17 protein-coding genes and 1 pseudogene are annotated in these 18,586 nt (G+C 67.4%); 12 read left to right on the top strand and 6 right to left on the bottom strand.

Going from position 1 to position 18,586, the window contains the following annotated elements:
- Window positions 1-28 precede the first annotated feature (28 nt).
- Entirely contained in the window at window positions 29-2,116 is a 2,088-nt protein-coding gene (ppk1, locus tag ASC37_RS07250; RefSeq protein WP_055423735.1) for a polyphosphate kinase 1, read from the top strand.
- A 9-nt stretch (window positions 2,117-2,125) separates the two neighbouring features.
- Here ppk1 and ASC37_RS07245 read toward each other — a convergent pair whose 3' ends face one another.
- Window positions 2,126-4,312 carry a RelA/SpoT family protein gene (locus ASC37_RS07245; RefSeq protein ID WP_055423734.1) on the bottom strand — a complete coding sequence of 729 codons (2,187 nt, stop codon included), beginning with the start codon at window positions 4,310-4,312 and terminating at the stop codon, window positions 2,126-2,128.
- Between the two features lie 46 nt (window positions 4,313-4,358).
- Here ASC37_RS07245 and ASC37_RS07240 point away from each other — a divergent pair, with 46 nt between their 5' ends.
- From ASC37_RS07240 to ASC37_RS07230, 3 genes are read left to right on the top strand one after another with little or no spacing between them, the layout of a single operon-like run.
- On the top strand, window positions 4,359-5,294 hold the full coding sequence (locus ASC37_RS07240; protein WP_055423733.1) for a DMT family transporter: 936 nt from the start codon (window positions 4,359-4,361) through the stop codon (window positions 5,292-5,294).
- Between the two features lie 2 nt (window positions 5,295-5,296).
- Window positions 5,297-6,076 carry a M90 family metallopeptidase gene (locus tag ASC37_RS07235; RefSeq protein ID WP_055423732.1) on the top strand — a complete coding sequence of 260 codons (780 nt, stop codon included), beginning with the start codon at window positions 5,297-5,299 and terminating at the stop codon, window positions 6,074-6,076.
- A 53-nt stretch (window positions 6,077-6,129) separates the two neighbouring features.
- Window positions 6,130-6,579: a host attachment protein gene (locus ASC37_RS07230; protein ID WP_055423731.1), complete on the top strand. Its 450-nt coding sequence runs from the start codon at window positions 6,130-6,132 to the stop codon at window positions 6,577-6,579.
- A gap of 16 nt (window positions 6,580-6,595) precedes the next feature.
- Here ASC37_RS07230 and thpR read toward each other — a convergent pair whose 3' ends face one another.
- The 3 genes from thpR to ispD are packed head-to-tail and all read right to left on the bottom strand — an operon-like array spanning window position 6,596 to window position 8,320.
- Window positions 6,596-7,150 (bottom strand): RNA 2',3'-cyclic phosphodiesterase, encoded by a 555-nt coding sequence (gene thpR, locus ASC37_RS07225; protein WP_072247946.1) that lies wholly within the window; start codon window positions 7,148-7,150, stop codon window positions 6,596-6,598.
- Window positions 7,143-7,628 (bottom strand): 2-C-methyl-D-erythritol 2,4-cyclodiphosphate synthase, encoded by a 486-nt coding sequence (gene ispF, locus ASC37_RS07220; protein ID WP_055423729.1) that lies wholly within the window; start codon window positions 7,626-7,628, stop codon window positions 7,143-7,145. Before ispF ends, thpR begins: the two co-directional genes overlap by 8 nt.
- Window positions 7,625-8,320, bottom strand: coding sequence for a 2-C-methyl-D-erythritol 4-phosphate cytidylyltransferase (gene ispD / locus ASC37_RS07215; RefSeq protein WP_055423761.1), 696 nt, complete (start codon window positions 8,318-8,320; stop codon window positions 7,625-7,627). Before ispD ends, ispF begins: the two co-directional genes overlap by 4 nt.
- A gap of 117 nt (window positions 8,321-8,437) precedes the next feature.
- On the opposite strand from ispD, the gene amrB reads away from it, so the two are divergent.
- The 8 genes and pseudogenes from amrB to ASC37_RS11735 form a co-directional block, all read left to right on the top strand.
- On the top strand, window positions 8,438-9,265 hold the full coding sequence (amrB, locus tag ASC37_RS07210; protein ID WP_055423728.1) for an AmmeMemoRadiSam system protein B: 828 nt from the start codon (window positions 8,438-8,440) through the stop codon (window positions 9,263-9,265).
- Window positions 9,243-9,833, top strand: a complete 591-nt coding sequence (gene amrA, locus ASC37_RS07205; protein ID WP_055423727.1) for an AmmeMemoRadiSam system protein A — start codon at window positions 9,243-9,245, stop codon at window positions 9,831-9,833. The genes amrB and amrA overlap by 23 nt, the downstream gene beginning before the upstream one ends.
- Window positions 9,830-10,903 (top strand): AmmeMemoRadiSam system radical SAM enzyme, encoded by a 1,074-nt coding sequence (amrS, locus tag ASC37_RS07200; RefSeq protein WP_055423726.1) that lies wholly within the window; start codon window positions 9,830-9,832, stop codon window positions 10,901-10,903. The genes amrA and amrS overlap by 4 nt, the downstream gene beginning before the upstream one ends.
- An 11-nt stretch (window positions 10,904-10,914) precedes the next feature.
- Complete coding sequence (locus ASC37_RS07195) at window positions 10,915-11,667, top strand: hypothetical protein (protein WP_055423725.1); 753 nt, start codon at window positions 10,915-10,917, stop codon at window positions 11,665-11,667.
- A gap of 40 nt (window positions 11,668-11,707) precedes the next feature.
- The gene (mfd, locus tag ASC37_RS07190) at window positions 11,708-15,172 is read left to right on the top strand and encodes a transcription-repair coupling factor (protein ID WP_055423724.1); all 3,465 of its coding nucleotides are present in this window, start codon (window positions 11,708-11,710) and stop codon (window positions 15,170-15,172) included.
- 28 nt (window positions 15,173-15,200) lie between these two features.
- Window positions 15,201-16,274 (top strand): 3-deoxy-7-phosphoheptulonate synthase, encoded by a 1,074-nt coding sequence (locus tag ASC37_RS07185; RefSeq protein ID WP_055423723.1) that lies wholly within the window; start codon window positions 15,201-15,203, stop codon window positions 16,272-16,274.
- Entirely contained in the window at window positions 16,274-17,095 is an 822-nt protein-coding gene (gene serB / locus ASC37_RS07180) for a phosphoserine phosphatase SerB (RefSeq protein ID WP_055423722.1), read from the top strand. Before ASC37_RS07185 ends, serB begins: the two co-directional genes overlap by 1 nt.
- Window positions 17,096-17,122: 27 nt before the next feature.
- Window positions 17,123-17,576 (top strand): annotated as a pseudogene (locus ASC37_RS11735) (transposase); the annotation flags it as partial.
- Here ASC37_RS11735 and ASC37_RS07170 read toward each other — a convergent pair.
- Entirely contained in the window at window positions 17,505-18,038 is a 534-nt protein-coding gene (locus ASC37_RS07170; protein WP_055423721.1) for a GNAT family N-acetyltransferase, read from the bottom strand. The pseudogene ASC37_RS11735 and the gene ASC37_RS07170 overlap by 72 nt on opposite strands.
- Window positions 18,035-18,316: a type II toxin-antitoxin system TacA family antitoxin gene (locus ASC37_RS07165; RefSeq protein WP_055423720.1), complete on the bottom strand. Its 282-nt coding sequence runs from the start codon at window positions 18,314-18,316 to the stop codon at window positions 18,035-18,037. Before ASC37_RS07165 ends, ASC37_RS07170 begins: the two co-directional genes overlap by 4 nt.
- Window positions 18,317-18,586: the final 270 nt, after the last annotated feature.

The raw sequence follows: 18,586 nt of genomic DNA, 5'->3' as shown, positions 1-18,586 counted from the left end.
CGCACGTGCATCGACCCTGGAGCAACGCATGCCCGTATCCATCGAGCGTCCCCCAAAGACCTATCCCGCAGAACACTTCTTCAACCGCGACCTGTCGCTGCTGCAGTTCCAGCGCCGGGTGCTGGCCAATGCCGCCGAGCCAACGGTGCCGCTGCTCGAGCGTCTGCGCTTTCTGTGCATCGTCTCGAGCAACCTCGACGAATTCTTCGAGATCCGTGTCGCCGGCTTGAAGGAGCAGCGTCGCCAGGGGGTGACCCGCCCCGGCATCGACGGCATCCCGCTCGAAGACCTGCTCGAGCAGATCAGCGCCGAGGTCCATGGCATCGTGGCGCGGCAATACGCCTTGCTCAACCAGGAAATCCTGCCCGCACTCGCCCAGGAAGGCATCGTCTTCCTGCGCCGTGCGGAGTGGAACGAGGCGCAGCGTCGCTGGATCGAGGAGTATTTTCGCAGCCAGGTGCAGCCGCTGCTCACGCCGATCGGGCTCGACCCGGCACACCCCTTCCCCCGGGTGCTCAACAAGAGCCTGAACTTCGCCATCGAGCTCGAGGGCACCGACGCCTTCGGGCGTGCCTCGGGCCGGGCCATCGTGCAGGCGCCGCGGGTGCTGCCGCGTGTCATCCGTCTGCCCAAAGAGGTGAGCGAGCACCCCTACACTTTCGTCTTTCTCTCGGCGGTGATCCACGAGTACGTACATCTGCTCTTTCACGGCATGGAGATCAAAGGCTGCTACCAGTTCCGCGTCACCCGCAACTCCGACCTCTTCCTCGACGAGGAAGAAATCAAAGACCTGCGCGACACGCTCAAGGAAGAGCTGCAACACCGCCACTTCGGCGACGCAGTGCGGCTGGAGGTGGCAGAGAACTGTTCCGAGCAGATGGCGCAGTTCCTGCTGGAGCATTTCCACCTCACACCCAAGGACCTCTACCGTGTGCCCGGCATCGTCAACCTCGTGCGCCTCATATCCATTCCCGACCTGGTCGACCGGCCGGATCTGAAGTATCGCCCCTTTCAACCGCGCATCCCGCGCGAGCTCTCGCGACCGCAGGACATCTTCCGCGTGCTGCGCCGCCAGGACGTGCTGCTGCACCACCCCTACGAGAGTTTTGAACCGGTGATCAACTTCCTCAAGGTGGCGGCCGACGACCCCAACGTAATGGCCATCAAGATGACGGTGTATCGCACCGGCACCGACTCGGTGCTGATGGAGCACCTCATCCGCGCCGCGCAGCGGGGCAAGGAAGTGACGGTGGTGCTGGAGCTGATGGCGCGCTTCGACGAGGAAGCCAACATCCAGTGGGCGAACCGCCTGCACGATGCCGGCGCGCACGTGGTCTACGGCATCTTCGGCTTCAAGACGCACGCCAAGCTCTTGATGATCGTGCGCCGCGAAGAAGGCAGGCTGCGGCGCTACTGCCATCTTGGAACCGGAAACTACCATCCTCGCACGAGCCGCTCGTACACCGATTTCGGCCTGATGACGGCCGACGAGACCATCGGACAGGACGTCTCCGAGATCTTCGATTCGATCACCGGCCTGGGCAAGCCGGGCGAGCTGCATCACCTGTGGCAGGCACCCTTCACCCTGCACGAGAACGTGCTCGCGCACATCCGCGCCGAAGCCGAAGCCGCCCGCGCCGGGCGCAAGGGGCGCATCATCGCCAAGATGAACGCGCTCCTCGAGCCGGAGGTGATCGAAGCGCTCTACGAGGCTTCCCAGGCAGGGGTGGAAATCGATCTCATCGTGCGCGGCGCGTGTGCGCTGCGCCCCGGCGTAGCGGGGCTCTCCGAGCGCATCCGCGTGCGCTCCATCGTCGGGCGTTTCCTCGAACACCACCGCATCTTCTATTTCCATGCCGACGGCGAGCAGAAGGTGTATCTGTCGAGCGCCGACTGGATGGAGCGCAATTTTTTCCGTCGCGTCGAAGCAGCGGTGCCGGTGCTCGATCCAAGGCTCAAGCGCCGCGTCATCAAGGAGGGGCTGCGCATCTATCTCCTCGACAACGCCCAAGCCTGGGAACTGGACGTCGACGGGCGCTATCGCCTCAAGCACGCCCGACGGCAGCGCCGGGCGGCGCAGGAAATCCTGCTGCAGGAGCTGGCGAAGCCCGTGTGACGCCGCCGGTCAGCGTCGACGCACTTCTACCACATCGGGCACCGCGCGCAGCGCCGCGATCGCGGCCGCGAGCCGCTCGGCATCCGGCGCCTCCACGGTGAAGTTCATCCGGGCACGGTGCTGCGTGGTCAAGGTCTGCACGGCCGTGACGTTGAGCCGCTGCACCGTAAACACCTCGCTCACGTCGCGCAGCAGCCCCTGGCGGTCGTGCGCCTCGATCTGGATCTCGACCGGATAGGCGCGACGCGGACCGGTGCCGGCGGCGGCCTCGTTCCATTGGGCGGTCACGAGCCGTTCGGGATGGCGCAGGCTCAGCTCGAGAAGATCCCGGCAGTCGGCGCGGTGGATCGTCACCCCCCTGCCCCGCGTGACGAAACCGACGATCTCGTCGGGCGGCATGGGGTGGCAGCAGCGCGCGAGCGTGGTCAGAAGGCCGCTCTGCCCCCCCACGAGGATCGCCCCGCCAGCGCGGGCCGACGGCGCGTGCAGCGGCACCGTGACCGGCCCGACCGGAGCTTCGGCTGCGGCTGGCTGTAGCGCCTGCACGATGGCGCGCGGACCGATCTCACCGCGGGCGGTGGCACGGTAGAGGGCCTCGGGCGATTTGAAGCCGAGGCGCTCGGCGAGTTTCTCCAGATTGGTGCGGGTGTGCCCCTCGCGCTGCAGCTCCCGCTCCACCAGCGAACGGCCGCGGGCAAGGAGCTCCGCCTCCTGCTGCTGGGCGAACCAGGCACGGATCTTGGCGCGTGCCGTCTTCGTCTTGACGTAGCCCAGCGCCGGATTGAGCCAGTCGCGCGAAGGGCCGCCTTCCTTGGCGGTGACCACTTCCACCGTCTGCCCCGAGCGCAGAGGGGTGTCGAGCGGCACGAGCTGGCCGTCGACGCGCGCGCCGCGGCAGCGGTGGCCGACGTCGGTGTGGATGCGGTAGGCGAAATCGACCGGCGTGGCCCCCTGCGGGAGATCGACGACGCGCCCCGTGGGGGTGAGCACGAAAATGGTATCGTCGTGCACCGCATGGCGCACCCGGTCGGCCCATTCGCTGCTGTCGACCACCTCGTCGCGCCAGGCAAGCAGCGAGCGCAAGAGGGCGATCTTCTGGTCGTAGGGCGAGGTCTTGTCCGCCCCTTCCTTGTAGCGCCAGTGCGCCGCCACGCCGAACTCCGCATGGCGGTGCATCTCGAAGGTGCGCACCTGGACTTCGAGCGGTCGGCCGTCTTCGGCGCGCACGGCGGTGTGCAGCGAGCGATAGCCGTTCGGTTTGGGTCGGGCGATGTAATCGTCGAATTCCCCGGCAATCGGCGGCCACAGCTCATGCACGCGGCTCAAGACCGCGTAGCAGTCGGCCACCGCCGGCACCAGCACCCGCACGGCGCGCACGTCATACACCTGCGAAAAATCGAGCCCTTTCTTGCGCATCTTGTTCCAGATGCTGTAGATGTGCTTGGCCCGACCATAGACTTCGGCACCGGCGATACCGAGCGCCGCCACTTCGGCCGAGAGCCGCTGCACCACGCGGGCGACGAACGCCTCGCGCTCGAGCCGGCGCTCGTCGAGCAGGCGGGCGATGCGCTTGTAGGTCTCGGGTTCGAGAAAGCGGAATGAGAGATCCTCGATCTCCCACTTGATCTGCCCCACACCGAGGCGATTGGCGAGCGGCGCGTAGAGCGCCAGGCTCTCGCGGGCATAGTCGACCCGTGCCGCGGTCTCTCCGCCCTCGCTGGCAAACCAGCGCAGGGTCTGCAGGCGCGAGGCCAGACGCAGCAGCACCACGCGGATGTCTTCGACCAGCGCGAGCAGCATCTTGCGCAAGGTCTCGGTCTGGGCTGTGTCGTCCATTCCGATCGGGACGCGCAAGCCTTCGAGGCGCTGCAGACCGCGCAGCAGCCGCGGCACGTCGGCATCGAAGCGCGAGGTGACCCATTCGAAATGCTCCGGCGCCCGTACCGGCACGGCATAGAGCAGCCCCGCGATGCACGAGGCCGGGTCGAGCCGCAGCTCGGCGGCAATCAGCGCCACCGCCATCGCGTGATCGAACACCGGCTCGCCGGTAGACAGGCGCAGATCGGCAAATTCGCGCCGGGCGAATTCGTGAGCCTCGCGCACCGCCTCGGCCTGTTCGACGGACAAACCCTCGGTGAGGGCCGCGAGCGCGAGATCGGGGGCCTTGGCGGCAAGTGTCAGTTGAGTGGCGACCATGGTTTCGTGCGAAACTATCCTTCGATCCGTGAGCCAGGAGCTTTCGATGCGCGAGCGTCCCGCGCCCTCTTTCGCCGCTTCCCACCCCTATCTCTTGCTCACCCTGGCCGTGGCCTTCTGGTCGAGCAACATGATCGTCGGACGAGCGATCCGCGACGAGGTTCCCCCGGTGACGCTCGCACTCGGGCGTTGGATCGTCGCTTTTCTTCTGACCCTGCCCTGGGCGCTGCCGCCGCTGCGGCGGCAATGGGCGGCGGTGCGCCGGCATTGGGCGATCCTGGCGCTGCTGGGAGTGCTGGGGGTGGGATGTTATAACACATTCGCCTACCTGGCGCTACGGCACACGAGCGCCACCAACGCGGCGATGCTCAATTCCTTCACGCCGGTGGCGACCATGCTGCTCGCCGCCGCCGTGCTCGGACACCGCCTCACGCGCCGGCAGGTTCTGGGCGTGGCGGTGTCGCTTGCCGGGGTGCTCGCCATCGTCGCCCAGGGACGCTGGCAGGTGCTCGCCTCGTTGTCGTTCAACCGCGGCGACCTGTGGATGCTGGGCGCCGTGGCGGTGTGGGGCATCTATACCGTGGCGCTGCACCGCCGGCCGGCCGGCATCGACCCCATGGCGCAGCTGGCGGTGTTCATCGCCGTCGGCATCCTCGTGCTGCTGCCCTTCGGCCTGTGGGAATGGCGCGACGGCCCGCCGCTACGCTGGCACGCCGACTCGCTGCTCGCCATCGTCTACGTCGGCATCTTTCCGGGCTTCCTCGGCATGGTGTGCTACAACGCCGGCGTGGCGGTGGTCGGCCCCGGCGTCGGCAGCCTCTTCCTGCACCTGATGCCGGCGCTCACGCCGCTCTTCGCTTTCGTCTTCCTTGGCGAGCGCCCGGCGTGGTACCACGCCGTGGGCATCGTCGCCATCCTTGCCGGAATCCTGCTCGCCACGGCGCGGCCGCGCTTGCCGCAGGACCGGCACGAAAGGGCTTAGCCATGCCCGCCTGGATCGATGCCTTGCGCCGCCTCTGGCGCGCCCGGAGGGAGCGCCCGGGGCCCGATGCGGCGTTCTGGGAGACGGTCGAACGCACCATTCCCTATTCAGCAAACATCCCTCCTGCGGCGCGCGACCGGGTGCGTCGGCTCGCCGCGCGCTTTCTCGCCACCAAGACCTTCTACGGGGCGCACGGGCTGCCCATCACCGACGCGCTCGCCGGCAACATCGCCTGGCAGGCGGCGCTGGTGGCGCACCGCACGGGCTTGGGCATCTACGATGACTTCGTCGGCGTCATCGTCTATCCCGAGCCCTTTCGCGTGCGCCGCCGCTTTGCCGACGAGATCGGGCTGGTGCATGAATTCGACGACGAACTCTACGGCGAGACCTGGGACGGTGGCCCGGTCATCGTGAGTTGGGGCACGGACGAGGAAGAAGGGGTGCAGGTGGTGCTGCACGAATTCGCCCACCGCCTGGACCTTGCCGACGGGGCGCTCGACGGCGTGCCGCCTCTGCCGCCCTCCCTGCCGCGCGCCCGCTGGGAAAGCGTGATGGAAACCGCGCTGCAGCGACTGCAAGACGAGCTCGATACCGGAAAGTCTCCCCCTCTCGACCCTTACGCCGAAGAAGGGCCGGAGGAATTCTTCCCGGTGGCGACGGAGACTTTCTTTACCGAACCGGCGGCGCTCGCTGCCTGGGATCCGGCGCTCTTCGAGGCGCTAGCCGAGGTCTATGCCCTTCGGCCTGGCCCCATGGTGGACTTTTCCTGCAAAACCGCCTAATCTAAAGGGCAGGAATCGAATTTCAATTCAAATATCATAAAAGGAGCTGGACCATGAAAAAAACCTGGGTATTGGTTGCCAATGCGAGCGTGGCCAAGTTCTACGAATTCCTCGGCTTCAAGTCCGGGGTGCAGCTGGTCGAGACCCGGGAACACCCGGAAAGCCGCCTGCCCACCCGGGAACTCATCACCGACAACCTGCCGTTCCCGGGCACGGGCGGTGACAAGGCGCCGCATACCGGCGAGCCGCCCGTCCCCCCCAAGAAACACGAAGCCGAACTCTTTGCCATCGAAGTGGCACGCCGCTTGCGCGAAGCGCGCGTCGAGCATGCGCTCGAGCAGATCGTGCTGATGGGCCCCGCGCCTTTCCTGGCGCTCGTCAAGGAGCATCTCGACGAACCCACGCGCAAGATCCTGGTGCGCGACGTAGAGAAGGATTACACCAAGGCCGACGACAAGACCATCGCCGAGAAGGCGGCCGAGGCGCTGCTGCCGCCCGCATGAGCCGCGTCGATCCGGTTCAGGAGAATTCACCCGCCGTCAGGTAGCGCAGCCCCTCCGGTCCCGATTCGGAGCGGATGAGGCGAAACCCCGCGGCGGGCCAGGTCAACGGCAATGGCAGACCAAGCCCCGAGGCATCGAACGCCTCGGGGCTTACTTTTCGCGCGAGCGTCACGTGCGGGCGAAACGGCCGATGCTCCACCTTTGCGCCCAAAGCGCGCGCTTCCTGGGCCAGACGCTCGATGAAACGCGCCCATGCGCCTTGCGGCGGCGGGCCGCTCAAGCACGCCACCCTCGGTCCGCCCCAACACTCGAAGCGGTCGAGCACGAGCGGTTCGTCCGGCGGAGCGCCCATCGCCGCGCCCAGCGCGAGAAAGGCACCCAGGCGTTCGCACGGCACGTCTCCCACAAAGACGAGCGTGAGATGCAGGCGTTCGGGCGGAACGACTTTCACTGCGATTCGCCCTCGCGCCCAGCGTCGCGCCGCCTCGTGCCACGCCTGCGCCCACGCTCGCGGCGGCCACAGCGCGTAGAAGAGCCGAACCTTGGTCCGGTCGCCGCTTCGCTCAACCACCGCCGTCCCTTTCGAGCAGCACCACCGCCTGCGCCGCCACCCCTTCGCCGCGGCCGGTGAAGCCGAGCCGCTCGGTGGTCTTGCCCTTCACCTGGATCGCGGCCGGCGGGGCGTCGAGCAAGCCGGCGATCGTCGCCTTCATCTGCGGCACGTAGGGAGCGATGCGCGGTCGACGGCAGATCACCACCGCGTCGAGGTTCCCTAGACGCCATCCCGCCGCCCGCACCGCCGCCCAGGCCTGCGCGAGCAGCGCCCGGCTGTCGGCGCCAGCGTGGCGTTCGTCGCTGTCGGGAAACCATGAACCGATGTCGCCCAGTCCCGCAGCGCCGAGCACCGCGTCGGTGATCGCGTGCAGCAATACGTCGGCGTCCGAATGCCCCAGCAAGCCTTCGGCGTGCGCGATCTCCACCCCGCCGATCACGCAGCGTCTTCCCGGCACCAGAGCGTGCACGTCGAACCCCAGCCCCACCCGGATCATGCTTCCTCCTGTAGCCTCAGGATCGCCGCGGCGAGCGCCAGATCGCCCGGCCGCGTCACTTTCAGGTTCAGCGGATCGCCCTCCACCAGTTTGGGCGCCAAGCCCGCCGCCTCCACCGCGCTGGCTTCATCCGTCACTTCGGGGTGGCGCTCGAGCGCGGTGCGCAGCACGGCGAAACGGAACATTTGCGGCGTCTGGGCGAGCCACAGCCCTTCGCGCGGCACGGTCGCCGCGACACGGCCGCGGATGTCGGCACGCTTGACGGTATCGGCGACCGGCAATGCAAGAAGACCGCCCACCTCGTCGTGTCCGAGCACCTCGGCCAGCTGGGTCAGGTATTCCCCGCGCAGACAAGGGCGCGCGGCATCGTGCACCAGCACCCAGTCGTCGGGCCGGGCGCCGCGGGCGGCGAGCACGCGCAAGGCATTGCCCACGGTTGCACTGCGCGTGGGCCCGCCGCAGAAGAGCGGCTCGACCTTGGGCCCCAAATCCGACCAGTCGTGACGGCGCCAATGAGCATCGTCGACCGCCAGCGCCACGAGCACCCGCCCGATCCACGCCGGTTCGGCCAAGCGCGCGAGCGTGTGCCACAGCAGCGGTCGCCCGGCGAGTTCAGCGTATTGTTTGGGCAAAGCCAAACCGCTGCGCCGCCCCACCCCGGCCGCAGGCACGATGGCCGTCACGCGCACGATCGTCCTTCCCCTTGCATTTGGTTCAACCTCCGCTGCCGCGCGCACTATAATGAACTCGTAACGAGACCGTTTGCCCGGACATCCGTTTCCTCGCCGTACCACGCAGGACCGCACATCATGGCTGCACGAACCATCCGTCCCCCCGCCGTGAGCGGGCTCTTCTACCCTGCTTCGGCGCGCAGCCTGCAGGCCCATCTCGCCGCGAGCTTCGCCCGCGCCGCTCCCCCTTCGCTGCCGGCGCAGCCCAAAGCCCTGATCGTGCCCCACGCCGGCTACGATTATTCCGGAATCATCGCCGCCAGCGGCTACAACCAGCTCACCCCTTTTGCCGCGCGCATCCGGCGCGTCGTACTCTTCGGCCCGGCACACCGCGTGCCGCTCCTGGGGCTGGCGCTGCCACAGGCGAGCGCCTTTCGCACGCCGCTGGGCGACGTCCCCGTCGACATGGACGCATGGAACGAAGCCCTGAAGCTGCCCCAGGTGGAAGTGTCGGACCGGGCCCACGAATTCGAGCACAGCCTGGAAGTGCAGCTCCCCTTCCTGCAGAGCATTTTACCCAGTTTCATGCTGGTTCCCTTCGTCGTCGGCTGGACGGAGCCCACCCACGTCGCCCGGGTGATGGAAGCCCTGTGGGGCGGGCCGGAGACGCTCATCCTCGTGAGCTCAGACCTCTCGCACTACCACCCTTACGACGAAGCCCGCGCCCTCGATCAGGCCACGATCGAGCGCATCCTGCAGGGCGACGCGACGATCGCACCGGACGATGCCTGTGGAGCCATCGCCATCGACGGACTGCTGCTCGCCGCCCGGCATCGCCGGCTCCAGCCCCATTTCATCGCCTATTGCAACAGCGGCGACACCTTTGGCGACCGGGACCGGGTCGTCGGCTACACCAGCATCGCCTTCACCGAGGAGATTCGCCATGGAGCCGAAGCCATCCATTGAGGTCGACGAGCGGCTTGGACAGGTGTTGCTCGCCCACGCCCGCGCCGCCATCACCGAGCATCTCACCGGCCGCCGCCTATCCCGGCCGGAAGATCCGCGGCTCGACGAACCCGGTGCCACCTTCGTCACGCTCACCGAAGAAGGAGAGCTGCGCGGCTGCATCGGCTCGGTGCGCGCCCAGCGGCCGCTGCGCCAGGACATCGCCGAGAATGCCATCGCCGCCGCCACGCGCGATCCTCGCTTTCCTCCCGTCACACCCGACGAGCTGCCGCTCATCCGCATCGAGGTGTCGCTGCTCTCGCCGCTCGAATTCCTCGAATTCCGCGACGAGGAAGAGCTGCTGGCGCAGCTTCGCCCCGGCATCGACGGCCTGATGATCTTCTCCGGCTGCAACGCCGCCACCTTCCTGCCCCAGGTGTGGGAAGAGATTCCCGATCCGCATCACTTCCTCGCCGCCCTCAAACTCAAGGCGGGGCTCGACCCGCGCCGCCCCGCGCGCAACCTCATGGCCGCACGCTACACGGTGGCCAAATGGAAAGAACCCTTGCCCGTCGGAGCCGTACGATGAACGCCCCCGCCCGCTACTACCGGCGCCTGCCCGACGGGCGCCTCGAGTGCGTCCTGTGCCCGCGCCGCTGTAAACTGCGCGAGGGGCAGCATGGCGCCTGCCTCGTGCGCGCCAACCTCGGCGGCAAGATGGTGCTCACCACCTATGGCCGATCGAGCGGTTTCTGCATCGACCCCATCGAAAAGAAACCGCTCAACCACTTCTACCCCGGCACGGCGGTGCTCTCCTTCGGCACGGCCGGCTGCAACCTCGCCTGCAAATACTGCCAGAACTGGTCGATCTCGGCCGCCAAGGAGCTCGACGCCACCCTCGACGACGCCGGCACGCCCGAAGCCATCGTGGCCGCGGCGCTCGCCTACGGCGCCCAGGGGCTCGCCTTCACCTACAACGATCCGATCATCTTTGCCGAATACGCCATCGACTGCGCCGAACTCGCCCGCAAGCATCGGCTCTATACGGTGGCCGTGACCAACGGCTACATCGAACCCGGCGCACGGGAGGAATTCTTCGGCGCGATGGATGCGGCCAACGTCGACCTCAAAGGATTCACCGAGGAGTTCTATTTCCGCTACTGCGGCGGCAAACTCCAGCCGGTGCTCGATACCCTGCGCTACCTGGTGCACCACACCAACGTGTGGGTGGAGATCACCACGCTCCTCATCCCCGGTCTCAACGACAGCGAAAGCGAGATCCGAGCCCTGTCGCGCTGGGTACGCGACGAGCTCAAAACCACCGTGCCGCTGCACTTCACCGCCTTCTTCCCCGCCTTCAAGATGCTCGACCGTCCCCCCACTCCGCCGCAGACCCTGGTGCGGGCACGGGCCATCGCCCGCGAAGAGGGGCTCGCCTATGTCTATACTGGCAACGTCCGCGATCGCGAGGGTGCGACGACCTACTGCCCCGACTGCGGCACGCCGCTCATCGAGCGAGACGGCTACCTCATCACCCGCTATGCGCTCACGCCCGAGGGGCACTGTCCCGCCTGCGGCCGGGAGATCGAGGGGCGCTTTGCCGCCGCACCGGGGCACTTCGGCAACCGGCGCATCCCCATCGTCCTCGGTGCCGGCTGAATGAGCTTGACATGACCACACCCGCCGGTTTTGCCGAAAACGCACCAGATGCCCATCCCAAAGGGCTGCAGCAAGCCGCGAGCGCCGTTGCGCGGGAAGGGCGTGCCAGCGGGGCATTCTGTGTCCAGGCGCTGCGGCTCAAGGTCGATGAGCGGCACTGGCTCGACGTCTCGTTTGCCCTGCCGGGGCAGACGCGCGCCTTCGTCCTCCTCCTCGAGACCCACCAAGAAGCGCTCCAGAACCAAGCTCTTGCGCAAGCGCTCACCGCACGGGGCTTCGGCACCCTGACGGCATCCCTACTCACGCCCGAGGAGCACACCGACGCCGAAGAGCTCGCCTGGCACGTCAACGACCTCGGCGAGCGCGCCGCCACCGTGCTCGAATGGCTGGAACATCAACCGTTTCGCGGCGCCCTTCCTCTGGCCGCCGTCGGCTGGCGCACCGCCGCCGCGGCGCTGATCCGGCTCGCGGCGCGCGAAACCCAAACTTTTTACGCCCTCTCCTGTCTAGAAGGACGGATCGATCTGGCAGGCGCCGGTCCGCTCCTCGCGCTGACCGTCCCGATCCAGCTCCTGACGTCTTCCGCCACCGACGACAAACCGAACCTCGCTGCATGGCCGCACATCGGTGCCGAGAAACGCTGGGAACACCTGCCTCCTCCGACGCCCGCAGGGCCCTGGCCGGAGGCGATCGCGCTCACCTGCGAGTGGTTCGAACGCCATCTGCCGACCACGCCCTCGTCCCTGGCGGCAGCGGCGGGTTAGAATCCCCCTTTCGGCCAGACCCTTTGCCCTTGATCCCCGAATGACCCGAACCCTCCTTCCCGTGCTCGAGCGGCTGCGCTGGCCGCAAGCCGGTCAGACCTTCCGTTTCCCCCCTCTTGCCGGCAGCGCCGATGCGCTCCTCGTCGCCGAACTCGCGAGCCGGCGCCGGCCGCTGGTGGTGGTGACCGCCTCGCCCCTGGACGCGCAACGCCTTGCCGAAGAAGTGCGGTTTTTCGCGCCGCAGCTGCGCACGCGGCTCTTCCCCGACTGGGAGACGCTGCCCTACGACCCTTTCTCGCCGCACCAGGACCTCGTCTCCGAGCGCATCGCCACCCTCTACGCCCTCACGCAGGGCACGCTCGATCTCGTCTTCGTCGCCGCGGCCACGGCGCTCGGGCGCCTGCCGCCGCCTGCCTTCATCGCCGCGCACACCTTCTCGCTCAGGCAGGGCGCGGCGCTCGAACTCGAAGGACTGCGCCGGCAGCTGGCACTGGCCGGCTACGAGCCGGTAGCCCAGGTGCTGCGTCCGGGTGAATTCTCCGTGCGCGGCGGCATCGTCGATCTCTTCCCCATGGGCGCGTCGCTCCCCTACCGCATCGAGCTCTTCGACGAGGAGATCGAGCGCATCAAGACCTTCGACCCCGACTCCCAGCGCACGCTCTACCCCGTGCCCGAGATCGAACTCCTGCCGGCGCGCGAATTTCCCACCGACGAGGGCGGCCGCACCACCTTCCGCCAACGTTTCCGCGAGACGTTCGAGGGGGACCCGAGCCGCGTCGCCCTCTACAAGGACGTCAGCCAGGGCGTGTGGCCGGCTGGCATCGAATACTACCTGCCGCTTTTCTTCGACGAAACGGCCACCCTCTTCGACTACGTAGGGGCCGAAGCGACCTGGCTGCTCCACGGCGACTGCCCGGCGGCGATCGACGCCTTCTGGCAGGAGCTGGAAGCGCGCCATCGGCTGCTGGGCGGGGATCGCAGCCGCCCCATCCTGCCGCCGTCTTCCCTCTTTCTTGACGCCGAAGCGTTTTACACCGCCTTGAAAGCAGTGCCGCGCTTCGAGCTGCGCGGCGAAGGCGACGAAGCCGAAGAGGCCCGAACCCCACCGCCGGCGGCGATCGATGCGCGCGCACCCAAGCCCCTTGCGGCGCTGCAAGACGCCGTGCACACCGCCACTGCGGCAGGCGAGCGGGTGCTCCTGGTCGCCCAGACGCCGGGACGGCGCGAGACGCTGCTCGAGCGCCTGCGCGAGGCGGAACTGGAGCCGGCGCTCGTCGAACATTGGGAAGCCTTCCTTGCCGGCGAAGCGCCCCTCGCCCTCACCGTCGGGCCGCTCGAGCGCGGGTTTTCCCTGCCGGCCGCACGGCTCCTCATCTATACCGAAGGGGAACTCTTCGCCGGCGGCGCCAAGGCCCGCAGCCGGCGCGCCGCGAGCAAGGCCGTCAGCCCCGAGGGCTGGATCAAGGACCTCGCCGAACTCACGCCCGGGGCGCCGGTGGTGCATGAAGAGCACGGCATCGGCCGCTACCTGGGGCTCGTGCGCATGTCCTTGGGGGCCGACGAGGGCGAATTCCTTCAGCTCGAATACGCCGGCGGGGACAAACTCTACGTGCCCGTGGCCCAGCTACACCTCGTGTCGCGTTATCTCGGCGCCGACCCCGAGCACGTCGAGCTGCACCGCCTCGGCTCCGGCCAGTGGGAAAAAGCCAAACGCAAGGCCGCCGAACAGGCGCGAGACACCGCCGCCGAGCTGCTCGCGCTCTACGCCCAGCGCGCCGCCCGTCCCGGCTTCGCCTTCGGGTTCGACGAGCGCGACTACGAAGCCTTCTGCGCCGGATTCCCTTTCGAGACCACGCCGGACCAGCAGGCGGCCATCGATGCCGTGCTCGCCGACATGCGCTCGGGCAAACCCATGGATCGGCTCGTGTGCGGCGACGTCGGTTTCGGCAAGACCGAGGTGGCGCTGCGCGCCGCCTTTGCCGCCGTGGCGAGCGGCAAACAGGTGGTGATCCTCACCCCCACCACCTTGCTTGCCGAGCAGCACTTTCAGACCTTCTCCGACCGCTTCGCCGACTGGCCGGTGCGCCTCGTCGAACTCTCGCGCCTGCGCTCGGCCAAGGAGCAGAAAGAGGCGTTGGCGGGACTGGCCGAAGGGCGCATCGACATCGCCATCGGCACGCACCGGCTGCTGCAGCCCGACGTGCGCTTCGCCCGGCTGGGGCTGGTGATCATCGACGAAGAGCACCGCTTCGGCGTGCGGCAGAAAGAGGCGATGAAACGGCTGCGCCAGGAAGTCGACGTCCTCACCCTCACCGCCACGCCCATCCCCCGCACGCTGGGCATGGCGCTCGAGGGGCTGCGCGACTTCTCCGTCATCGCCACCGCGCCGCAAAAGCGCCTCGCGGTGAAGACCTTCGTCGCACCCCGCTCGGAGGGGCTCATCCGCGAGGCGGTGCTGCGCGAATTCAAGCGCGGCGGGCAGGTCTATTTCGTCCATAACGAGGTGCGCACGATCGAGAACGTGCGCGAAGAGCTCGAGCGGCTGCTGCCCATGGCGCGCATCGTGGTGGGCCACGGACAGATGTCCGAGCGCGAGCTCGAACGCGTCATGCGCGACTTCACGCACCAGCGCGCGAATCTGCTGCTGTGCACCACCATCATCGAGACCGGCATCGACATCCCCACGGCCAACACCATCCTGATCGACCGCGCCGACCGCTTCGGGCTCGCCCAGCTGCACCAGCTGCGCGGGCGGGTAGGACGCAGTCACCATCAGGCCTACGCCTACCTCCTCACCGACCCGCACGTCAAACCCAGCGCCCAGGCGCAGAAGCGGCTCGAAGCCATCGCCCAGCTCGAAGATCTCGGCTCGGGCTTTTATCTGGCCATGCACGACCTGGAGATCCGCGGCGCGGGCGAAGTGCTGGGGGAAGAACAATCGGGCGAAATCCAGCGCGTGGGCTTCTCCCTCTACAGCCGCATGCTGGAAGAAGCCGTGCGTCGGCTCAAGAGCGGGCAGGAGCCGGGCGATCTCACCCGCCCCTTCCGCACCGTGGCCGAAATCAACCTGCACGCGCCAGCGCTGCTACCCGACGACTACTGCCCGGACGTGAGCGTGCGGCTCGAGCTCTACAAGCGGCTCGCCGACGCCGACAGCGATGCGGCACTGCAGGAGCTCACCGAAGAGCTCGTCGACCGCTTCGGCCCGCTGCCGCCGCAGACGCGTACGCTCGTGGCCACCCACCGCCTGCGGATCGCGCTTGCCCCCTGCGGCGTGGCCAAGGTCGACGCGAGCGAGAAGAGCCTCAGCGTGCAGTTCTCGCCCGATGCCCCCATCGATCCGGCCAAGGTGGTCGCGCTCATCCAGCGCGACCGCAGCGTCAAGATGGCCGGACCCGATCGGCTGGTGCAGACGCGCCCTTGCCCCGACGTGGAATCCCGCGTGCGCGCGGTGCGCGAACTCGTCGCGCGTGTGCTCTCCCCTCAAGCCGCCGAAACCGTATAATTCCCCTTTTGGCAGGACTCCCGAACCCATGAGCAACCCGCTGCTGGAAAACACCAACATCGAGCGCTTCGATCCCATGCCCTCGCCGGCCGAGATCAAGGCGCAGCACCCGCTGAGCGAGCGCACCGCGACCACGGTCGCGCAGGCGCGCCAAACCCTCGTCGACATCCTCGAGCGGCGCGATCCGCGGCTCTTCGTCGTCGTCGGCCCCTGCTCCATCCACGATCCCGTCGCCGGCCTCGACTACGCCAAGCGGCTCGCCGCCCTCGCCCAGGAAATCTCCGAGACCCTGGTGCTGGTGATGCGCGTCTACTTCGAGAAACCGCGCACCGCCACCGGCTGGAAAGGCTACATCAACGACCCCTTCCTCGACGACAGCTTCCGCATCGACGTGGGCATGGCGCGCGCCCGCGAGTTCCTGCTCTCCGTCAATGAGCTGGGGCTGCCGGCGGCCACCGAGGCGCTCGATCCCATCGCGCCGCAGTACTACGGCGATCTCATCTCATGGACAGCGATCGGCGCGCGCACGGTCGAATCGCAAACCCACCGCGAGATGGCCTCCGGCCTCTCCACCCCGGTCGGCTTCAAGAATGCCACCGATGGCAGCCTGGAAGTGGCCGTCAACGCCATCGTCTCGGCCTCGCGCCCGCACGCTTTCCTCGGCATCGACGAAGAAGGCCGCACCGCCATCGTGCGCACCCGCGGCAACCGCCACGGCCACCTCGTGCTGCGCGGCGGCGGCGGACGTCCCAACTACGACTCGGTCTCGGTATCGCTCGCCGAACAGGCGCTCGCCAAGGCGGGGCTGCCGGTGAACCTCGTCGTCGACTGCTCGCACGCCAACTCCTGGAAGAAACCCGAATTCCAGCCGCTGGTGCTCAAGGACGTGGTACACCAGATCCGCGAGGGCAACACCTCCATCGTCGGCGTGATGCTCGAGAGCTTCCTCGAAGCCGGCAACCAGCCCTTCCCCGCGCCGCCCTCGCAGCTCAAGTACGGCTGCTCGATCACCGACCCGTGCATCGACTGGGACACCACCGCCGCCATCCTGCGTTCGGCGCATGCGGTGCTGCGCGAGGTGCTGCCCCAGCGAGGGCGCTGATGCCGCATCTTCGCCTGCTCACCGCCCCGGCGGCACACGAGTGGCTGGCGCGGCATCGCTTGGCGGTGAGCGAGCAAGGCCCCTTCCTCGAAGTCGCCCTGCCAGCGCGCACCGCCGAGCTCGACCGCGAACTCTGCGCAATCGGCGCCGACTGGGCCTGGCTCGACGAAGACATCGCTCCAAGCTGGCGGGCCTTCCGGCTCTTCGTCACCGACATGGACTCGACGCTTATCGCCATCGAGTGCATCGACGAGATCGCCGATCTGGCCGGCCTCAAACCCGAAGTCGCCCGCATCACCGAAGCGGCCATGCAGGGCGAGCTCGACTTCCGCGAAGCGCTCAATGCCCGCGTGGCGCTGCTGGCCGGCATCCCGGTGGCGCGGCTGGAAGAACTCTACCGCGAACGGGTGCGGCTCAACCCCGGCGCGGCCCGGCTGGTGGCGGCGCTCAAGGAGAACGGCTGCCACTGCGTGCTCGTCTCCGGCGGCTTCACCTTCTTCACCGAGCGGCTCGCACGCGAACTCGGTTTCGACGAAGCCCACGCCAACGTGCTCGAAGCGAAAGACGGCCTCCTCACCGGACGGCTCGTCGGGCCCGTGATCGACGCCGCCGCCAAAGCCGGCATCCTGCGCACCGCCGCCCAGCGCCTGGGTGCGGCGCGGCGCGAGATCCTCGCCGCCGGCGACGGAGCCAACGACCTCGCCATGCTCGCCCTCGCCGGCACGCGCCTTGCCTGGCGACCCAAGCCGCGCATCCTACCCCACGTCAACGTCGTCAGCATGGCGCAGGGGCTGGATGCCGTGCTCGAGCTGTTGCCCTAGGGAAACGCTGATTTATTCCCCCTCTTCAAGAACGACTCGGGCAAGCGCGACCCCGAGATGCATCAGACGAAGAAGGGCAATCAATGGCACTTCGGCATGAAGGCGCACATCGGTGTGGATGCCGCCTCGGGGCTCACCCACACGCTGATCGGCACCGCGGCCAATGCCGGCGACGTCACACAAGCCCAGGCGCTGCTGCATGGGGACGAGACGGACGTCTTTGGCGATGCCGGCTACCAGGGGGTGGAGAAGCGGGCGGAGAACCTGGAGGTTCCCGTACGCTGGCACATCGCCCTGAAGCGCAGCGTGCGCAAGGCTGGCAACACCGATTGAAAACTGACACAGTTTTGCCTCGATCAACGAAGTAAAATTGATATGCTCCCTTTGACGCAAGCGATGCTATTGGGGCTTAGCCAAGAACACTGCCCAGCTGTTCACCCTCTTTGCTCTGGCCAATTACGGTTGCCAGCGGCAAAAATAGGGTCAGCGGCGAGTCGGGCAAGGCGATGAAGCCATGATGCCGATAGAAAGCCGCGGCCGCCTCGTCCTTGGCGTCGACCATCAGGGCGAAGGCGGCAATTTCTGAGCGAGCGGCACGCGCGAGCGCATCAGCCAGCAAAGCGCTGCCCAGGCCTTGGCCTTTGAATGCCCGATCGACGGCCAAGCGCCCCAGGCGAACGGCGGGCACGCTGGGATAACGCGGCAGCTTCTTGCCTATGCTGGGCGGAAGATCGGCCAGCAGCAGGCTGGCTGCGGCCAAGGTGTAATAGCCCGCGATGCGCGGCCCCTCAGCCAGGACCACGAAGCAGGCGGCCACGCGGCGGCGCATGTCCTGGGTGGCGTGTTCCCGTAAATAGCGATTCAGCGGCTCCGAACCGCAGTCGAACGAGGCACGATCATGCACTGCATCGAGTGGCACGAGCAGGAAGGGGGCTCGGCTCATTCGGTGCGCAGGAGCGCGCTACGGCGAGCAAAGGCGCGTTTCAACGCAGGGGTCGGTTCCGGCGGGGAGAGCAGCGCTTGCGCAAAGCATTCCTGATCGGCCAGCGACAGGCGGATCACCGTGGCTTGCTCGATGGCACGTTGCGCTGCGTCCTGCACGGCGGACACGACGAAATCGGTCAGGGTGCGCCCTTGAAGCTCGGCAGCGCGTTTGAGCATCGAATGCAGCTCGGGGCTGATTCTTGCTTCGAGACGGGCGGTCGCAGCGGTGTGGGCCATGGTTTTGTCCTCCTAAGACCAATTGTACGTCAGATTGCCGTACAGATCAAGGGGATTTTTCGATGGTGTAGCGAACAAATAAACTGTCCGGACTTGTAGCACGAGGTTTGTCCGGTTTTCATTAGGTATGGAAGGAGGTGCCTAATGAGACGGACGCAGTTGCTACAGGAGGTACGGAAGATGCGGTTTGAGGAAGCGTGTCAGGTCCCGGACGATTACGTGGCATTTTTATGAAAAGTTCCGGTTTTTCTTTGTACCATCTTTTCATGG

The sequence above is a fragment of the Tepidiphilus thermophilus genome, from assembly GCF_001418245.1.
Classification (GTDB): Bacteria; Pseudomonadota; Gammaproteobacteria; order Burkholderiales; family Rhodocyclaceae; genus Tepidiphilus; species Tepidiphilus succinatimandens.
The sequence above is the reverse complement of the archived record's forward strand: the minus strand, read 5'-3'. Positions and strand labels throughout refer to the sequence as shown.